This is a genomic window from Pseudoalteromonas sp. AS84, assembly GCF_038900255.1.
GTDB lineage: Bacteria > Pseudomonadota > Gammaproteobacteria > Enterobacterales > Alteromonadaceae > Pseudoalteromonas.
On the sequence record NZ_JBBMQY010000006.1, the window covers coordinates 154,541 to 173,226 of the forward strand.

13 protein-coding genes are annotated in these 18,686 nt (G+C 40.3%); 9 read left to right on the forward strand and 4 right to left on the reverse strand.

Annotated elements, in window-relative coordinates:
- Window positions 1-147 precede the first annotated feature (147 nt).
- Entirely contained in the window at window positions 148-645 is a 498-nt protein-coding gene (rraA, locus tag WNY79_RS08790; RefSeq protein ID WP_008169908.1) for a ribonuclease E activity regulator RraA, read from the forward strand.
- Window position 646: 1 nt separating this feature from the next.
- On the forward strand, window positions 647-1,696 hold the full coding sequence (locus tag WNY79_RS08795; RefSeq protein WP_304182181.1) for a formimidoylglutamase: 1,050 nt from the start codon (window positions 647-649) through the stop codon (window positions 1,694-1,696).
- Here the strand turns inward: WNY79_RS08795 and WNY79_RS08800 are convergent.
- Window positions 1,693-3,357 carry a GGDEF domain-containing phosphodiesterase gene (locus WNY79_RS08800; RefSeq protein WP_076925360.1) on the reverse strand — a complete coding sequence of 555 codons (1,665 nt, stop codon included), beginning with the start codon at window positions 3,355-3,357 and terminating at the stop codon, window positions 1,693-1,695. The two genes, WNY79_RS08795 and WNY79_RS08800, sit on opposite strands and share 4 nt — an antisense overlap.
- Before the next feature lie 120 nt (window positions 3,358-3,477).
- Window positions 3,478-4,725 (reverse strand): imidazolonepropionase, encoded by a 1,248-nt coding sequence (gene hutI / locus WNY79_RS08805; protein ID WP_342875670.1) that lies wholly within the window; start codon window positions 4,723-4,725, stop codon window positions 3,478-3,480.
- A 119-nt stretch (window positions 4,726-4,844) separates the two neighbouring features.
- On the opposite strand from hutI, the gene hutC reads away from it, so the two are divergent.
- The 3 genes from hutC to hutH all read left to right on the forward strand — a co-directional run bounded on the left by hutC (window position 4,845) and on the right by hutH (window position 8,830).
- The gene (hutC, locus tag WNY79_RS08810) at window positions 4,845-5,552 is read left to right on the forward strand and encodes a histidine utilization repressor (RefSeq protein WP_024600420.1); all 708 of its coding nucleotides are present in this window, start codon (window positions 4,845-4,847) and stop codon (window positions 5,550-5,552) included.
- Window positions 5,553-5,618: 66 nt separating this feature from the next.
- Window positions 5,619-7,292, forward strand: coding sequence for a urocanate hydratase (gene hutU, locus WNY79_RS08815; protein ID WP_342875671.1), 1,674 nt, complete (start codon window positions 5,619-5,621; stop codon window positions 7,290-7,292).
- Window positions 7,293-7,294: 2 nt separating this feature from the next.
- A complete protein-coding gene (gene hutH / locus WNY79_RS08820) occupies window positions 7,295-8,830 on the forward strand; it encodes a histidine ammonia-lyase (RefSeq protein WP_342875672.1) in 1,536 nt (511 codons plus the stop codon).
- Here hutH and WNY79_RS08825 read toward each other — a convergent pair.
- Window positions 8,827-9,597, reverse strand: coding sequence for an NADP-binding protein (locus tag WNY79_RS08825; RefSeq protein ID WP_024600417.1), 771 nt, complete (start codon window positions 9,595-9,597; stop codon window positions 8,827-8,829). The two genes, hutH and WNY79_RS08825, sit on opposite strands and share 4 nt — an antisense overlap.
- Before the next feature lie 116 nt (window positions 9,598-9,713).
- Here WNY79_RS08825 and WNY79_RS08830 point away from each other — a divergent pair, with 116 nt between their 5' ends.
- From WNY79_RS08830 to WNY79_RS08845, 4 genes are all read left to right on the forward strand, one after another.
- Complete coding sequence (locus WNY79_RS08830) at window positions 9,714-11,741, forward strand: methyl-accepting chemotaxis protein (RefSeq protein ID WP_170072537.1); 2,028 nt, start codon at window positions 9,714-9,716, stop codon at window positions 11,739-11,741.
- Window positions 11,742-12,112: 371 nt separating this feature from the next.
- Window positions 12,113-14,827: a preprotein translocase subunit SecA gene (secA, locus tag WNY79_RS08835; protein ID WP_024600415.1), complete on the forward strand. Its 2,715-nt coding sequence runs from the start codon at window positions 12,113-12,115 to the stop codon at window positions 14,825-14,827.
- A 67-nt stretch (window positions 14,828-14,894) separates the two neighbouring features.
- Entirely contained in the window at window positions 14,895-15,293 is a 399-nt protein-coding gene (gene mutT / locus WNY79_RS08840; protein WP_024600414.1) for an 8-oxo-dGTP diphosphatase MutT, read from the forward strand.
- Between the two features lie 23 nt (window positions 15,294-15,316).
- The gene (locus WNY79_RS08845; RefSeq protein ID WP_342875673.1) at window positions 15,317-16,417 is read left to right on the forward strand and encodes a phosphotransferase; all 1,101 of its coding nucleotides are present in this window, start codon (window positions 15,317-15,319) and stop codon (window positions 16,415-16,417) included.
- Between the two features lie 36 nt (window positions 16,418-16,453).
- Here the strand turns inward: WNY79_RS08845 and WNY79_RS08850 are convergent, their stop codons facing one another.
- On the reverse strand, window positions 16,454-18,529 hold the full coding sequence (locus tag WNY79_RS08850; RefSeq protein WP_342875674.1) for a M13 family metallopeptidase: 2,076 nt from the start codon (window positions 18,527-18,529) through the stop codon (window positions 16,454-16,456).
- Between the last annotated feature and the right edge of the window lie 157 nt (window positions 18,530-18,686).

The following is an 18,686-nucleotide window of genomic DNA, read 5'->3' on the forward strand; positions in this document are numbered from 1 at the left end:
CAATTGAGTGACGCTTTTAAGACACTATTATTGCGATTAGTGTTCTAGCTCATGTTTTGCCTAAATTTACTGCGATTAAGTCGTTGTTATTGCTTATAAGGAGGGTATACTGAGGTATAAATTAATGTATCTTTTGAGGATAAAATAATGGATTACAGCACTTCTGATTTATGCGACCACTTTGCTGATGTGGTTGATGTGCTAGAGCCAATGTTCATCAACTTTGGTGGTCGACACAGCTTTGGTGGCCGCATTAAAACGGTTAAATGTTTTGAAAATAATGAACTGATCCGCGAATTACTTTCTCAAGATGGTACAGGCTTAGTACTTCTTATTGACGGTGGTGGCTCAACTCGCCGTGCGCTTATTGATATTGAATTGGCTGAACTTGCACTTGAAAACAACTGGAATGGGATTGTTGTTTACGGCGCAGTACGCCATGTTGATGAGCTTGAAGAACTCGATTTAGGCATTCAAGCAATTGCTTCTATTCCTGTTGCAGCCGACAGCGAAGGTGCTGGCGAAGATGCTATAGGCGTTAACTTTGCAGGCGTATCTTTTTTTGATGACGACTTTATTTATGCTGATAGCACAGGCATTGTTTTATCTGCAGAAGAATTAGAATTGGAAGTTGTAGAAGTATAACGTGACCACCCATTTAAAAATATATGATGAAAGCGCGGTTAGATCACTTTGTTCTAGCCGCGTAAATGAAAAAAAAGCATGGCAATCAATGGCCTTGCTCGACACTCAAGTAAACCTGCAACAAGCACTTATTGACGCTGCTCAATTTGGTATTCGCTATGTACTTCTTGGTATTTGCGAAGATATAGGCCCAAAAGCAAACTTAGGAAATGGCGGTGCAAACGAAGCATGGCCGGCTTTTTTAAAACGCTTTTTAAACCAACCTCATAATCAGTTTATTGCCACTCAAAAAGTACTTTTATTGGGTGAAGTAAATACTGATGATTTAATGGCGCAAAGTAACCAACTTAATAATCAGCAAGCCCAGCAGCTAACTCAATTACGAGATTTATGCCAACAACTTGATGAGCGCGTAGAGTCAGTATTAAGCCTTATTTTTAAAGCAGGGCTTGAGCCAATAGTTATTGGTGGCGGCCATAATAATTGCTTGGGAATCATCCGCGCACTCAGCCAGTCAAAAGACACACCTGTTAATGCAATCAATTTTGATCCTCATGCCGACTTTAGAGAATGTGAAGGTCGCCATAGTGGTAATGGATTTCGTTACGCGTATAACGAGCAACATCTAAGTAATTACCATGTTATTGGCTTACATGAATTAAAAAACAATCAAGCAATTATAGATGCAATGAGTGAAGCTAACTTTAAGTTTGATAGCTATCAATCCATACAAGTTAAGCGCAAAATTACACTAACGCAGGCAATTGAAAATGCACTAAGTAATTTTAATGATTCACCACTGGGTGTTGAAGTTGATTTAGATAGTATTACTTATATGCCAGTTAGTGCGTATACATATTGTGGATTTAGTGTGAGTGACACTGAGCACTTTGTGCATTTAGCTGCAAGCCATCGCCACTCTATGTACTTACACTTATGTGAAGCAGCGCCTAGTCAGCATCCTAACGGGTTAGATGCCGGTGCTACCCATGTAGGGCAAGTAATTAGTGCACTTGTAAATAGCTACCTACAAGCCAAAGAAAACACTTAACGTTGTTGAACCAATCGCCACTCTTTTAGCCAGCTCATTAAACCGATACTACTTAGCGGGTGACCAAAGTAATAACCTTGGGCAGCATAACCTTTTAAGCTTTTTACAAACTTAAGTTGCTCAAGTGTTTCTACTCCTTCAAAAATTACTTTTGTTTTTTGTTGGCTATGCATATCAACCATTCCACCAACTAGACTGCGTATATTGTTTTGATTACTAAAGTCAGCGGTAAGTGAAGGTGAAACCTTAATATATTCAACTGATAAACTTGGTAGCTTAGAAAGCAGTACCGGGTTATCGCCAAGTCCATCAACACATACTTTTAAGCCTATGTTATTAAGCCTTGCTATCATACCTCTGCCTTTGTCATCTAAACCAGCAAAAATATGTAAAGGGCATTCAACAATTAAGTCTCCCGCCTCTAAGTGATGCTCATTTATAACAACATCAACAAATTCAACAAACTCTTCATTTAGCATTTCAGGGCCAAATACGTTAATGCTAAGCGGTATAGAAATACCTTCTACTCTAAGCGCCATTGCAAGCTCAGCGGCTCTTTCCATTACAAATTTAGCAAGCGGGTAACCAAGCCCTGCAATTCTGATGTCGTCAATAAAACGATTAGCAGATAAAATTCCTTGCTTAGGATGCTGCCAACGCAGTAGTAATTCTAAAAACTCAATTTGACCATTGTCATTACAAATTATAGGTTGAAAATAGAGTTCTAATTCGCTCGAAAAATCAATATTTGCCAACTCTTTTAGTCGCGCTTGTTGCTCTCGCAGTTCAATCATCATTTGTTGATGATAAGGCACAACCTTGCGATTTGGGTGGCTATCGAGTGCTAGGTATGCGTACGATATTAAATTATCAAAGTTATTGTCTTGCTCATTACAATCAACATAACTCGCCCTCGCTTTTACCTCTACAGTGCAGTTAGCAACATTAAATGGCTTAAGCGTTGCACCCAGTATTTGTTCAATAACCAACTCATGTAAATGTTTTTGATTCGCGAAACTACAAATAAACGCAAAGTTAAGGCCCCCTAAGTGGGCTAGCTTTTCTTGCCCTACTAAAGTCACTATTTCGTCACTTGAAAGTAATTCTTTTATTCGATTAGCCGATTGTGCTAAAAGTATATCGCCAAAATCACGTCCAATATGCTGGTTAACTTGCTCAAATCCTTCAAGACGAATAACGACTAATGCAGCACTTACCTGCTTATTGTCGCACCATGCATAGTAACCTTGACGTAACTGTTTTCTATCCGCAAAAACCGAAAGCGGCGACTCTTCAATAAATGCATCATCTGTTGGTTCTGGCTCTATCACGACTTCTATTTCAGCGCTTTCATCATTTAAAAAGCCAACAATAGTTAATAATAATATTGCTAACACAACCCAAAATAGCGGAACTTCCAATAATAAATGAGCTGAAAATAGAACAACAAATAAAAGACCAGCCAGTGAGCTGGTAATAATCATGCTCCAATTATTTCGCTCGAAGGCTTGCCATAAATGAAAACAAAATCCAAAGGCAAGTAGAATGGCAAGCCAAGCCGCACCACTGCTCAAAATAGCCAAACCAACAGCTGCTGTGCATAAATAACTAAACTTAATACTGACATTTTTAACGGCAAATAAAGTGGCAATCATCGCCATCAATAGTGCACCACTAAAAAATATTGGAAAATTACTGTCGGTTAGTATGTTCAAATTAACGGCATCCGTATTCGCTAAAAAAGTTTAAACCAGATTATATGTGGGTAAAAATAATACAAACTAGTTAATTCTACCCAAAATCCATAAATTTAACAGTTTATTTACGCCAAATTGGTAACTTAATTGTGATGGATGACTTATTTGCCAATGCGCAATATCAGCTCTTGCGCCAACTTTTAAAATACCACGATCGTCTAACCCTAGTGCTTTAGCTGCATTACGAGTAACACCTGCCAATGCTTGCTCGGGTGTTAATCTAAACAATGTGCATGCCATGTTCATCATCAAGTGCACTGAGCATAGTGGTGAAGTACCTGGATTAAAATCACTCGCAATAGCTATAGGTACTTTATATTGATTAAGTAACTCAATAGGTGGAAATTTAGTTTCTCTTAAAAAATAAAATGCACCGGGTAATAACACCGCGACCGTCCCAGCGTTTGCCATGGCTTTTACACCCTCTTCATCAAGATGCTCAATATGATCTGCCGAAAGGCCATTGAACTGCGCCACCAGCTCAGCACCATGTTGATTAGATAACTGCTCAGCATGACATTTTACTGGGAGATTATGCTTTTTAGCCGCCTCAAAAACACGTTTGGTTTGCGAATGACTAAAGCCTACATTTTCACAAAATACATCGACTGCATCAGCAAGGTTATTAGCCACTACCTGATCAAGCATATCAGTACATACCAAATCAATATATTCATCAGCGCGGCCTTTGTATTCAGGCGGTAGAGCATGCGCCCCTAAAAAAGTAGTTTTAATATCAATAGGATGATGCTCACCTAATAAACGAGCTACTTCTAATATTTTTATCTCGTTTTCAGTATCCAGTCCATAACCCGACTTTATTTCAACGGTGGTTACACCTTCTTTTAACAACGTATTTAAGCGATCTTTTGCATCAACAAACAATTGCTCACGGTCGGCTGCTCTCGTCGCTTTAACCGTACTTGCTATGCCACCGCCTTGTGCCGCAATTTGCTCATAACTTACACCTTGCAAGCGCTGCTCAAACTCTTGCGATCTTGAACCTGCAAACACTAAATGCGTATGACAATCTATTAAGCCCGGCGTTAACCACTGCCCTTTTACACTCAATGTCGGCGTTGCAAACACATCAAAATTGGGCAACGTTGATTGCTCTCCAATCCATGCAATTTTACCATTTTTAATAGCTATAGCAGCATTTTCGATTGCGCCATAAGGGGTATTTATATTGCTATCCATAGTGGCAATATTGGCATCAGTCAAAAGTAAGTCAATTTCTTCTAACTCATAATTTTTTGTTGTGCTTTGCATTTTGCAGCCCTTTTCACGCCCAGAGTGATGAAAATATAGTCTAACAACCCATCTTGTATATACAAGACAATTGTGTCATCTTATTTATATAGTTTATTTTTAATGTAACCATAAATTTAATGACGACACCTAAATTTGCGCAAATAAAACAATTCATTGTTGATAAAATTCGCAGCGGTACGTGGCAAGAAAACCAACGTGTTCCCTCTGAAAACGAACTTAGTAGTCAATTTAGTGTCAGCAGAATGACAGCCCGCCGAGCACTAAGCGAATTAACCGAGGCAGGTATTTTAACCCGCAGCCAAGGGCTAGGTACATTTGTAGCCACATTTAAATCGCAGTCATCGTTACTCGAAATAAAAAACATTGCTGATGAAGTAAAAGAACGTAACGGTAATTACACCTGTAGTGTACTCATACTTGAATCAATAAATGCAGTCGCACCTATTGCCATTGCGCTTGGTGTTGAGATTGACAGTGTTGTATACCGAAGTGTACTCGTGCATAACGAAAACGACAGCCCCTTGCAGCTAGAAGAGCGTTTTGTAAACCCTGCTCTTGCGGCTGGTTACTTACAACAAGACTTTAGCACGCTTACACCTCATGAATACCTATCTAGTGTTGCACCACTTACACAAGCAAGGCATACCGTAGAGGCTATTATGCCAAACAGCGAGATGTGCCAATGGTTGAACTTATATAACGAAGAGCCGTGCTTACAAGTTATTCGACGCACATGGTCTGTTAACGGCATTGTAAGCTTTGCGCGCCTTGTATCACCAGGCAGTAAATATCGCTTAGGTGGTCACTTAACATTTAAAAAATAACAAACAATAGCGCTTACTGCGCTTTTTTTATAACAAATCACCTTGTATATACAACAGGAGCAAAACATGAACAACCGACTCGACACAAGTCGCGTAATACGTGCACCTCATGGCGATAAAATAAGTGCTAAAAGCTGGCAAACTGAAGCAGCTAAACGCATGCTAATGAATAACCTAGACCCTGAAGTTGCAGAACATCCTCATGCACTTGTTGTATATGGTGGTATTGGCCGAGCAGCTCGCGATTGGCCAAGTTATGACAAAATTATAGAAACCCTCGATAGGCTCGAAAACGACGAAACCCTACTTGTACAATCAGGAAAACCCGTTGGTGTATTTAAAACCCACAGTAATGCCCCTCGTGTACTTATTGCCAACTCAAACCTTGTTCCGCACTGGGCAAATTGGGAACATTTTAACGAGCTCGATAAAAAAGGCTTGATGATGTATGGGCAAATGACAGCAGGTTCTTGGATTTATATTGGCTCTCAAGGCATTGTACAAGGAACTTACGAAACATTTGTAGCTATGGCAAAGCAACATTTTTTAGGCTGTGCTAAAGGGAAATGGGTATTAACAGGTGGTCTTGGTGGTATGGGCGGTGCGCAACCACTTGCAGCTACAATGGCAGGGTTTAGCGCGCTAGTTGTTGAATGCGATGAAAGCCGTATCGATTTTCGTATAAAAACAGGCTACGTTGATATAAAAGCAACAAATCTTGAACACGCACTGCAATTAATAACCGATGCATGTATAAAAGGTGAAGCCCTATCGGTGGGTTTGCTTGGTAACGCTGCTGATGTATTTAGTACACTGGTTAAAACAGGTATTACACCTGATGTAGTTACAGATCAAACATCAGCTCACGATCCACTCAATGGTTACTTACCACAAAACTGGACAATGGAGCACGCAGCACAAATGCGTGAGCAAGATCCAAAAGCGGTAGTAAAAGCCGCAAAACAATCAATGGCAGTCCAAGTTAGAGCCATGCTGGCGCTGCAAAAAGCGGGTGCCGCCACTACCGATTATGGAAATAATATTCGTCAAATGGCGTTTGATGAAGGTGTTACCAACGCGTTTGATTTTCCTGGATTTGTACCCGCCTATATTCGCCCTTTATTTTGTGAAGGTATTGGACCGTTTAGATGGGTAGCGCTATCGGGCGACCCAGAAGATATTTATAAAACCGATGCAAAAGTAAAAGAGCTTATTCCCGATGATGCACATTTGCATAACTGGCTTGATATGGCCCGTGAACGCATCCAATTTCAAGGGCTACCTGCACGTATTTGTTGGGTAGGTTTAAAAGATAGAGCACGCCTTGCACTGGCCTTTAACGAAATGGTTAAAAATGGCGAACTTAAAGCCCCTATCGTTATTGGTCGCGATCACCTCGACTCTGGCTCAGTTGCCAGCCCTAACCGTGAAACCGAAAGCATGAAAGATGGCTCTGATGCGGTATCAGATTGGCCATTACTCAATGCACTCCTTAATACGGCAAGTGGTGCTACTTGGGTGTCACTTCATCATGGCGGCGGTGTAGGTATGGGCTTTAGCCAACACTCTGGTGTGGTTATTGTTGCCGATGGTACAAATGAAGCTAAAGAGCGTATTGCTCGCGTACTTTGGAACGACCCTGCAACGGGCGTAATGCGCCATGCTGATGCTGGATACGACACAGCAAAAAACTGCGCTAAAGAACAAAATTTAGACCTACCTATGCTAAACGAGGAATGATCATGTTCGAACATACTCTCACACCAGGCTCACTTAATTTAAACACACTGAGAAAAATTAATAATTCACCGGTAAAGTTAAGCCTCGTAAAGCATGCTGAATCACAAATAGCTGCCAGCGCACAAACCGTTCAAAACGTTATTAATGAGCACCGCACTGTATACGGGATTAACACCGGCTTTGGGTTATTAGCTAATACCAAAATAGCCGACGACGAACTTGAATTATTACAGCGCTCCATTGTGCTTTCACACGCTGCGGGCATTGGCGAATACATGGATGACAGCACAGTAAGGTTAATGATCACCTTAAAAGTAAACTCGCTTTCGCGCGGCTACTCGGGTATTCGTCTGCAAGTAATCCAATTTTTTATGCAGCTGCTTAGTAGCGAAATATATCCGTGCGTGCCTAAAAAAGGCTCCGTGGGGGCATCGGGCGATTTAGCCCCTCTTGCGCATATGTGCCTACCTTTATTAGCTGAAGGTCAAATGCGACATAAAGGAAAAATAATTAGTGCAGCACAAGGGTTAAAAATAGCGGGGCTTGAACCTCTTACCCTTGCAGCTAAAGAAGGCTTAGCATTATTAAATGGCACACAAGCGTCGACTGCATTTGCACTACAAGGCCTATTTAGAAGCGAGAACTTATATGCACAAAGCTGCGTTATCGGCTCGATAAGCATAGAAGCTGCAATGGGTAGTCGCGCGCCATTTGATTCGCGTATTCATGATATTCGTGGTCAGCGCGGACAAATAGACACTGCTCAAGTATTTAGAGAGCTACTCGATACGCACTCTCAAATTAGTGATTCCCACGTCAATTGTGAAAAAGTACAAGACCCTTATTGCCTTCGCTGCCAACCTCAAGTGCTAGGTGCTTGCCTAACTCAGATACGCCAAGCCGCACAAGTATTGTTATGCGAGTCAAACGGTGTAACCGATAATCCGCTAGTTTTTGCCGATGTAGGCGACATAATATCGGGAGGAAACTTTCATGCAGAGCCCGTTGCAATGGCCGCTGATAACTTAGCTATCGCAATTGCCGAAATTGGCGCATTAGCAGAGAGGCGAATTGCATTACTTATCGATTCAAACCTATCCAAGTTACCGCCATTTTTAGTTGAAAACGGCGGTGTAAATTCAGGTTTTATGATTGCTCAAGTTACCGCAGCTGCGCTTGCGTCAGAAAACAAATCATTAGCGCATCCAGCTTCGGTTGATAGTTTGCCTACATCTGCAAATCAAGAAGATCATGTTTCTATGGCAACCTTTGCAGCAAGGCGATTAGATGAAATGGCCAATAATACCCAAGGTGTTTTGGCAATAGAATGGTTAGCATCGGTTCAAGGGCTAGAATTTAGAAAACCGCTTGAACCATCAAATAAAGTACAAAGCGCTAAAGCGTTATTGCGCGAGCATGTGAGTTATTATGATAAAGACCGCTATTTTGCGCCCGATATAGAAGCTGCCAATACATTATTAAGTGAAGGTAAGTTATGCGACTTCATAGAGAGCAGTCCCCTACCTTCAGCATATTAAATACCATATTGGTAAGTAAAGCCTAGCGCTTCGATAGCTGAGCCAATAACTTTGCGCTCAGCTTTATCATCACTGGTAAAGCGTGGTAACTCACCGCCATGTTCTGCACACTTCACTGCGTAGTATTCAGCTTTAGTTGGGTGCGCAGGATTAACCACATTATAAATATTTTGCCCTACTTGCCAGTGCTCTATCACCGCAAAAATAGCATTAATTACATCTTGTTGGTGCACCATATTTACCACTTGCTCACTTGATGTATTGAGCTCTTTACCTGCCACAAAACGCCCAGGTTCTCTATTAGGCCCTAGTAATCCAGCTAAACGCAGCACTTTTCCGTCTTGCTCAAGTACTTGCTCTTCTGCCTCATAGAGCTTTATTTGGCGCTCGTTTGTGCATGAAATATCGCAACTTTCACTATATACACCAGGCTCTTGATCGTATACCCCGGTTGATGAGCACAATAAAAAGCCCTTTGCGTTTAACTCCTTTGAAAGCTTAAGCGCTGCGGTGAGAGTTTCAGGATAATTACTTTCACTGTGCCTGCTACGTGGTGGAATAGCACATACCCAATAAGCATTTTGTAAATCAACTTGATGCACTAATTGGCCACCTTCAAGTGTAAACTGACGCTCAAAGTCAAACTCGTGTATATCTGTTCTATGCGTTCCTTGTACTTGCCAATCAGCTTTTTGCGCACTTACGCATAAAGCATGTCCTAACCAACCTGCACCTAATACTACTAATTTATTACTTTTATTTGTCATTTTTGTATAAGCCTTTATTTTAAACGCATAATTAGTTCTTTCTATCTAACTTTATAGAGATTTTAAGTAAGATATGATTAGATATAATTTCATAAATAATAAAAATATGCGTACTCATGCTAAATAATTTATCATTACGGAAGAAAATATTATTATTGATTGGTGGAACAATTACCGTTTTACTAATTATTGCCTCAACATTTTTTGTTAAACACATTGCCAACCTCTCTAGAGAAAACATAGAAAACGAAGCACAAAGTTATCTACAGACCGAGCAACTTTCAATGCAAAGTTACTTTGCGATGTACGGTAAAATGGTATCAACCTTTGTTAATAACCCACATTTAATCAATTTTTTTGAAAATTGGGATACTCGCGATCAAGCACTTGAAAGCGCGCCAGGTTACAACGAAGTAAACCAAGACTTTGTGCGTTTAAGCTCAAACGACGAAAATATTTTATCGGCCTTTTTTGCCTCAGCAACCACCGGTGAATACTTTAAAGAAAATGAACGTACAAGTCACTACAACGGCCAGCCTTATTACGCCTACAAGCGTGGTTGGTGGCAAGAAGCCATGCAAGTTAACAAACTTTACGTAGGTCCAATCTCCGTTGATTTAACCACAGGCGTAGCATCCGCAGTTGTACAACAACCTGTTTATAACGCACAGCGTAAACTCATTGGTATGGGCGGTGTTGATTTACAATTAAACAAAATTAACGACATGGTCGAAAATATTCGCTTTAATGGCCAAGGTTATGGGTTTTTACTCGATGGAAATCAAAAAGTAGTGCACTTTTCAAAAGCCACTGGGCACAAGCTTTCAATTACAGATGAAGGTGCAAACGGTAAAGAAGGACTCGATGCGCTTGAACAACAATTTACAGATACCGCAGGCTTTAAAGAGTTAAACACACAAATGCGAAATAACCTTGAAGGCAGCCAAATGGTTACCTTTAAAGGAGAGCAGTTTTATGTGGTTTACCATCGTCTGCAGTTAGAGCAGCCTTATATAGATTGGTATGTAGGTCTACTTATTCCTACTAGCATGATTGAAGAGCCCGTAAATGCTGCAGTAACTGCAACAACAACTGCAGTAATTATTATCTTAATTATTATATTAGCTATGATTTTATGGGCTACCCATATGATTTCAAAACCCATTACAACGCTTACACACATTATGCGTGATATAGCATCGGGCGAAGGCGATCTTACTCAAAAAATTGATATTGATAGCCAAGATGAAGTCGGCCAACTGGCCAATCACATGAATACGTTTATTGATAAGTTACGCGCCATGATGCTCGAAACCGCAGCTCAAGCAGAGCAACTAAGCAACGCAGCAGCTCAACTAAGACATGTTTCTGAGCAAACTAATTCTGAAATTCAACAAGAGAAGCAACAAGTTGATAGCGTGAGCGCTGCGGTAACTGAAATGGCAACTACCGTGCTTGAAATATCACGTAATGCACAACATACAAATAATGCAGCTGAAGAAGTTCAGGCAATTACAGCTGAAGGTGCAAGCCGTTCTACACAGGCGCAAAAAGTAATGACTGAACTGGCGTTGCATATTGGTGAAGCATCCAAAGTGGTTGCGGGCCTTGAACAAGAAAGTAATAACATTGGTGCATTAGTCGATGTTATTAACTCAATTGCCGATCAAACCAACTTACTTGCACTTAATGCGGCTATAGAGGCTGCTCGTGCTGGCGAACACGGTCGAGGCTTTGCCGTTGTTGCGGATGAAGTACGCTCACTAGCAAGTCGCACACAAGAATCAACCGACGATATTCGTAATATGATTTCGCGTTTGCAGCAAATAGCTCAACAGGCCTCGGTGATGATGCAACAAGGACAAGACCAAACCGAAGGCTCAGTGCTGCAAACTAAAGAAGTACTTAGCTCACTTCACAATATTGCGCAGTCGGTCACTAAAGTACAAGACCAAAGTCATCAAATAGCAACATCAACTGAGGAGCAAACAGTCGTTGCTGAAGATATTAATACGAGCCTTTCGGCAATTAATAACTTAGTGAACAGTACCGCTGACCATGCACACACCCTCGCTGACGAAGCTCGTGACTTAAGTGATTTAGCTGCAGCGCTTAACAAAACGGTTAATCAATTTAAATTATAAAACTCTCATTTAATAGCTGTGTTTAAGCGTCAAACTTAAGCGCAGCTATAACCCTTGTTTTTAATTTATTTAGCACCATATCTTTACAGTTCGCTACTATTTTTACTGTAATTGAGTAATACAAAGTTATTTTTGCGAACCAGATCAAATTTTTCGATTTTATACACAGATCTTTTTATTGAGATAGTTTGTTGTTTGGCAGAGTCTGGTATAGTAGCGCACGTAATAAACAGTGCTTTTTGAGCGGTTTAATACAATATTGCTAATTAATATGTTCTAAGTGTTATTTAAAAGCACATATTAATTACCAATTGTTAAAAATGGGTTAGCCGATACTCGGCTGACAAAGAATACATTGTAACGGTTTTATCATGATATCTAATTTATTTACCAAGCTTTTTGGTAGTCGCAATGACCGCACTATTAAAAACTTAAGAAAGACGGTCGCGCTAATCAATGCGCTAGAAACGCAACTTGAAGCGCTTTCTGATGAAGATTTAAGAGCTAAAACAGCTGAGTTTAGAGAACGTTACGATAACGGACAAGGCCTTGACGACATTCTACCTGAAGCTTTTGCTGTGGTACGTGAAGCGTCAAAGCGCGTAAATGGCATGCGTCATTTCGACGTGCAGTTATTAGGTGGTATGGTTTTACATCAAGGTCGCATTGCAGAAATGCGTACCGGTGAAGGTAAAACACTAACAGCTACCCTACCAGCTTATTTAAACGGCTTAACAGGCAAAGGTGTTCACGTAATTACTGTGAATGACTACCTTGCTAAACGTGATGCTGAAACCAACCGTGCGTTATTTGAATTTTTAGGCCTTACTGTAGGCTGTAACGTACCTGGTATGATGCCACAGCAGAAGAAGCTAGCTTATACTGCTGACATTACATACGGTACAAATAACGAATTTGGTTTTGACTACCTTCGCGACAATATGGCTTTTAGCATTGATGAACGTGTTCAGCGTCCATTATTTTATGCTGTAGTCGATGAAGTGGATTCAATCTTAATTGATGAAGCGCGTACTCCGCTTATTATTTCAGGCCCAGCTGAGGACAGCTCTGAGCTATACACTGAAATAAATACCATCGTTCCTTTACTTGAACTTCAAGAAAAAGAAGACGAAGAAGGTGTTGAAGGCGATGGCGATTACACTATTGATGAAAAGTCTAAGCAAGTTCATTTAACAGAACGTGGTCAAATTAAAGTAGAAGAGCTACTTACTGAACGCGGTTTAATTGAAGAAGGCGATTCGCTTTACTCCGCGGCAAGCATTACGCTACTAAGTCACGTTTATGCGGCTCTTCGTGCTCACAAGCTATACCAAAAAGATGTTGATTACGTTGTAAAAGAAAACGAAGTAATCATTATCGATGAGCATACTGGTCGTTCAATGGAAGGTCGTCGTTGGTCAGAAGGTTTACACCAAGCTGTTGAAGCTAAAGAAGGTGTAAATATTCAGAACGAAAACCAAACACTTGCATCTATTACGTTCCAAAACTACTTCCGTTTATACGAAACACTAGCAGGTATGACAGGTACTGCCGATACTGAAGCTTTTGAGTTTCAATCTATCTACGGCCTAGATACCGTTGTTATGCCAACTAATAAGCCAATGGTTCGTGATGATCGCGCCGACTTAGTTTATCTAACGCAAGAAGAAAAATACGAAGCAATTTTAATTGACATTAAAGACTGCCAAGACCGCGGACAACCGGTACTTGTAGGTACTATTTCAATTGAAAGTTCTGAGTATTTATCACAGTTTTTACGCAAAGAAAAAATTAAGCACAACGTACTTAATGCTAAATTTCATGCGCAAGAAGCTGACATCGTTTCAGACGCGGGCCTGCCAGGTACAGTAACAATTGCAACCAACATGGCCGGTCGTGGTACCGATATCGTGTTAGGCGGCAACTGGAACAGTGAAGTTGAAAAACTTGAGAACCCAACTGCTGAGCAAATTGCTGATATTAAAGCGGCTTGGAAAATTCGCCATGATGCAGTAATTGATGCCGGCGGTTTACATATCATTGGTACTGAACGTCACGAATCTCGTCGTATAGATAACCAATTACGTGGTCGTTCTGGTCGTCAAGGTGACGCCGGCTCTAGCCGTTTCTACCTATCGATGGACGATGCACTAATGCGTATCTTCGCTGGTGAACGCATGACTAACATGATGCGTAAACTAGGTATGCAACGCGGTGAAGCAATTGAACATCCATGGGTTAACCGTGCGATTGAAAATGCACAGCGTAAAGTAGAAGCACGTAACTTTGATGTTCGTAAGCAATTACTTGAGTACGATGATGTAGCAAACGATCAACGCCGCGTTGTTTACTCTCAACGTAATGAGCTACTTGAAGAAGGCGATATTTCAGAAACTATCACAGCAATTCGTGGTGATGTTCTTGCTGGTGTAATTGATCAGTACATTGCACCGCAAAGCCTTGCTGAAATGTGGGATATTCCTGGCCTTGAAGAGCGTTTAAAACAAGATTTCTTAATTGAGTTACCAATCACTCAGTGGTTAGCTGATGACAATAAGCTATATGAAGAAAAGCTTCGTGAGCGTATTGAAGAAGCTGTTGAGCAGTCATACAAGCAAAAAGAAGAGCAAGTAGGCGATTCTGTTTTACGTCAGTTTGAAAAAGCGATTATGCTACAAAGTCTTGATCAACATTGGAAAGATCACCTTGCTGCGATGGATCACTTACGCCAAGGTATTCATTTACGTGGTTACGCGCAAAAGAATCCTAAGCAAGAGTACAAGCGTGAATCGTTTGAGCTGTTTTCTGAAATGCTTGAAAACTTGAAAGTAGATGTTGTAAGCATCCTAAGTAAAGTACAAGTACGCGCAGAAGAAGATGTTGAAAAAGTAGAAGAGCAACACCGTAAAAGTGAAAATGCTCCTCGCGAATATCAACATGAAGAAGCTGAGCAAGTAGGTGGCGAAGCGCCAGCACCAGAAACAGCGACTGTAATGGCTCGTACAGAACCAAAAGTAGGTCGTAATGACCCTTGCCCTTGTAAATCAGGTCAAAAATTCAAACAATGTTGCGGTAAATTAAAATAGCCCAATATTGTTATTAGCTTATTAAAAAGCGGCGCTAGCGTCGCTTTTTTTATGGAGTTTTAAAGTAATGACTATAGAAATTGTACATGTAGCTGTTGGTGTTATTAAGAAAAATAACGCTATATTCATTTGTAAACGTGCAGATGAACAACATCAAGGCGGTTTATGGGAATTTCCTGGTGGCAAAGTAGAAGCAGGTGAAAGTGTTTTTGTTGCACTTAAACGCGAGCTTATTGAGGAAGTTGGATTAACAATTCACAGCTCTAGTCAACTTATGGTGATTGAACATGACTACGGCGATAAGTGCGTTAAATTAGATGTACACGTAGTGAGTAACTTTAGCGGTGAAGCACATGGCGCTGAAGGACAACCTAGTGAATGGGTAGCAATTAGTGAATTAGAAAATTATGATTTCCCTGAAGCTAATGCTGAAATTATCCAGAAAATAGTAGCCCGATATGCATAACAAACTAGGTACGAGTGAGCGCAATGAACATCTCAATACAAAATAAGCTAAGCGAACAATTAGCATTAAATCCTGAGTTAACTCAAGTTAGTGTGATTGGTAGCGGCCATATAAATAGTACGTGGCTACTTACGTGTATTGATAAACAGTTTATTGTGCAAAAACTTAATACTGAGGTATTTAAATACCCTGCTCAGTTAGTAAGTAATGCAAAGCTAATTGAGCAGCATTTAAATACCAAACAACTACAAAGCACTTACCCTCTTGCAACAGTTAAGCATATAGCTACGCAAAACAATGAATACTTAATAGAAATAGATAACGAACACTATCGTGTACTTAATTATATTAGTGACAGCTACAGCGAAGACGTTGTTAAAAACACGCAGCAAAGCGAGCAAGCGGCTTACGCCTTTGGCGTATTTGCTCATGCATTACAAGATTTTGATACACAACAACTACATACTGTAATTCCTGATTTTCATAACTTAGCGATGCGCTTTGAGCAATTAAATACCGCAATCACAAATAACTCTGTAAATAGAGTAAAGCACTGCGCTGACGAAATAGAATATTGCTTATCGCAGCAGCATTTAATTACTGAGCTTAGTAGTATAGCTAAGCAGATACCACTAAGAGTGTGTCATAACGATACAAAAATAAATAATATGCTGTTTTGTAGTGCAACTCACAAAGCAAAAGCAGTGATTGATTTAGATACCTGCATGGCGGGATTTCGGCTTTATGATTTTGGTGACATGGTACGCACTTTCTGCTCCCCCGAAGCCGAGGATTCAACAAACTTACGCAACGTTGTTATTCGAAAAGATATATTTTCAGCCATTGTTAAAGGCTATGTAACGCCATTAAAAAGTAGCATGAGTACAAAAGAACAAGAAAGCCTGCTGCTAGGCGCTAAAATAATGCCGCTCATGTTAAGTGTGCGCTTTTTAACTGATTACTTAAATAACGATGTGTACTTTAAAGTGGCTCATGCAGAGCACAATTTAGAGCGCGTACAAAACCAACTCGCGCTTTATAAAAACATACTGAGTAACGAAAAATGGATGCACGCGTGCTTAGTCGATGAACAAATTCAAGATACAAAAAAACCAGTAAGCTAAAAACTTACTGGTTTTTATTATTTACATACAATGTAATTACCAGATTTTTACGCGGTCTTCTGGTTTGATATACATTTTATCACCTTCTTTTACGTCAAACGCTTCGTAAAACTCAGGCATATTCGACAAGATACCGATTACACGGTAGTGACTTGGTGAATGAGGGTCTGTTAATAAACGATTACGTAACTCTTCATCGCGATAGTTACGACGCCAAATTTGTGACCAACCCATAAAGAAACGTTGATCGCCTGTGTAACCATCAACCACAGGTGCTTTTTTATCACCTAAAGATAGCATATACGCTTTATGCGCAACCGTTAAGCCACCTAAGTCACCAATGTTTTCGCCAAGCGTTAGCTCGCCATTAACACTTGCATCTTCAAATGGTTTATATTCGTTATACTGTGCAACTAAAGCCGCTGTACGCTCTTCAAATTGCTTAAGGTCAGTCTCACTCCACCAGTTACGTAAGTTACCGTCACCGTCATATTTAGCACCTTGGTCGTCAAAACCATGACCAAGCTCATGCCCAATTACTGCGCCAATTGCGCCGTAGTTTACAGCATCATCCGCTTCTAAATTAAAGAATGGCGGTTGTAAAATAGCAGCAGGGAATACAATTTCATTGTTTACTGGGTTGTAATACGCATTTACTGTTTGCGGAGTCATGTGCCACTCAGAGCGATCAACTGGTTTACCCAATTTAGCAATCATGTCTGCGTATGCCCATTCGCTATAACGAATGTAATTGCCTACTAGCTCATCTGAGTTAATCTCTAGCTCAGAGTAATCTTTCCACGTGTCTGGGTAACCAATTTTAGGCGTAAATTTGTCTAGTTTTTCTTTCGCTGCAAGCTTTGTTTCAGGGCTCATCCACTCAAGATTTTCGATAGCAACGCCATAACCTTTAATTACGTTATCAACTAACTCTTCCATGCGTGCTTTAGCTTCTGGCGGGAAGTTATCTTTAACGTATACCTTACCTAAAATTTCACCAAGTACACTGTTAGATGCATCAACCGCTTGCTTCCAAAGAGGTGCTTGTTCTTCTACGCCACGAAGTGTTGTGCTGTAAAAGTCAAAGTTAAGGTTAACTAAATCTTCACTAAGTAGCTCTGCATAACCACTTACAAAATGAAATTTTAAGTAGTTTTTCCACGTCGCTAAATCAGTGTCTTTGTAAATAGTAGCTAGTGCTTCTAAGTAGCTTGGTTGACGTACAATAATGTCACTTGCACTCACACCTGCATCTTTAAAGAATGCAGCTAAATCAAGGTCGCCCATCAACTTGCTTGCGTCTGCTACTGTCATCTTGTTATAAGATTTAGTTGCGTCACGGCTTTGCACGCGGCTCCACTGTGCATCAGCTAGTGTTTTTTCAAATGCAAGTACGCTCTTAGCAGCTTCTGCTGCATTCTTAACGCCTGACTTAGCTAAAACATCAGTGATGTATTGCTCGTAAGAAGCGCGAATTTTAGTGAATTTTTCGTCATCGTTTGAGTAATAATCACGATCTGGTAAACCAAGACCCGACTGAGATAAATACAATGCATACTCGCTTGAATTTTTAGCATCGTTATTTACAAACCAACCAAACGGTAAAGTACCACCTTGTTTTTGAATTTTAGCCATTAAACCCACTAAATCAGCTTTAGATTTAACACTATCAATTGTATCTAATGACGGTTGTAATGGCGTAATACCTAGCTCATTACGCGCATCTTTATTCATATAGCTTTTATAAAATGCACCAATTTTGTACTCATCACTGCCTTTTTTAGCGGCTTTGTTTGCGGCTGCACTTTCAAGGGCTATTTTCATCGCTTTTTGCGACTCATCATATAACTGCGAAAAAGAACCGTAGTTAGATTTATCACCTGGTATTTCAGTTTTAGCTAACCACTCGCCATTTACATGGTAGTAAAAATCGTCTTGTGCGCGTACTGAACTATCCATATTAGCTAATTCAATACCAAGCTCTAGTGGTTTTTCAGCAGGTGCTGTCACTACTGGAGTGTCGGTTACTTTAGTTTCTTGTTGTTTTTCACCACAACCTACCAAGCCAAGTGCAAGTGCAATACTTGCAGCAGCCATTGTTACTTTATTCATAATGATTCCGTTTGTTAGTTAGAATTTAATACCAACTCCATTAAATTCTTGAATATAGCAGGAGTAAAAATAGCACTGCCTACACGCTTTTACTTAATGGAATGGGTATCAGGGACTTCAATCAATATACATTACCAGCCAGTATCATAAACCTCAT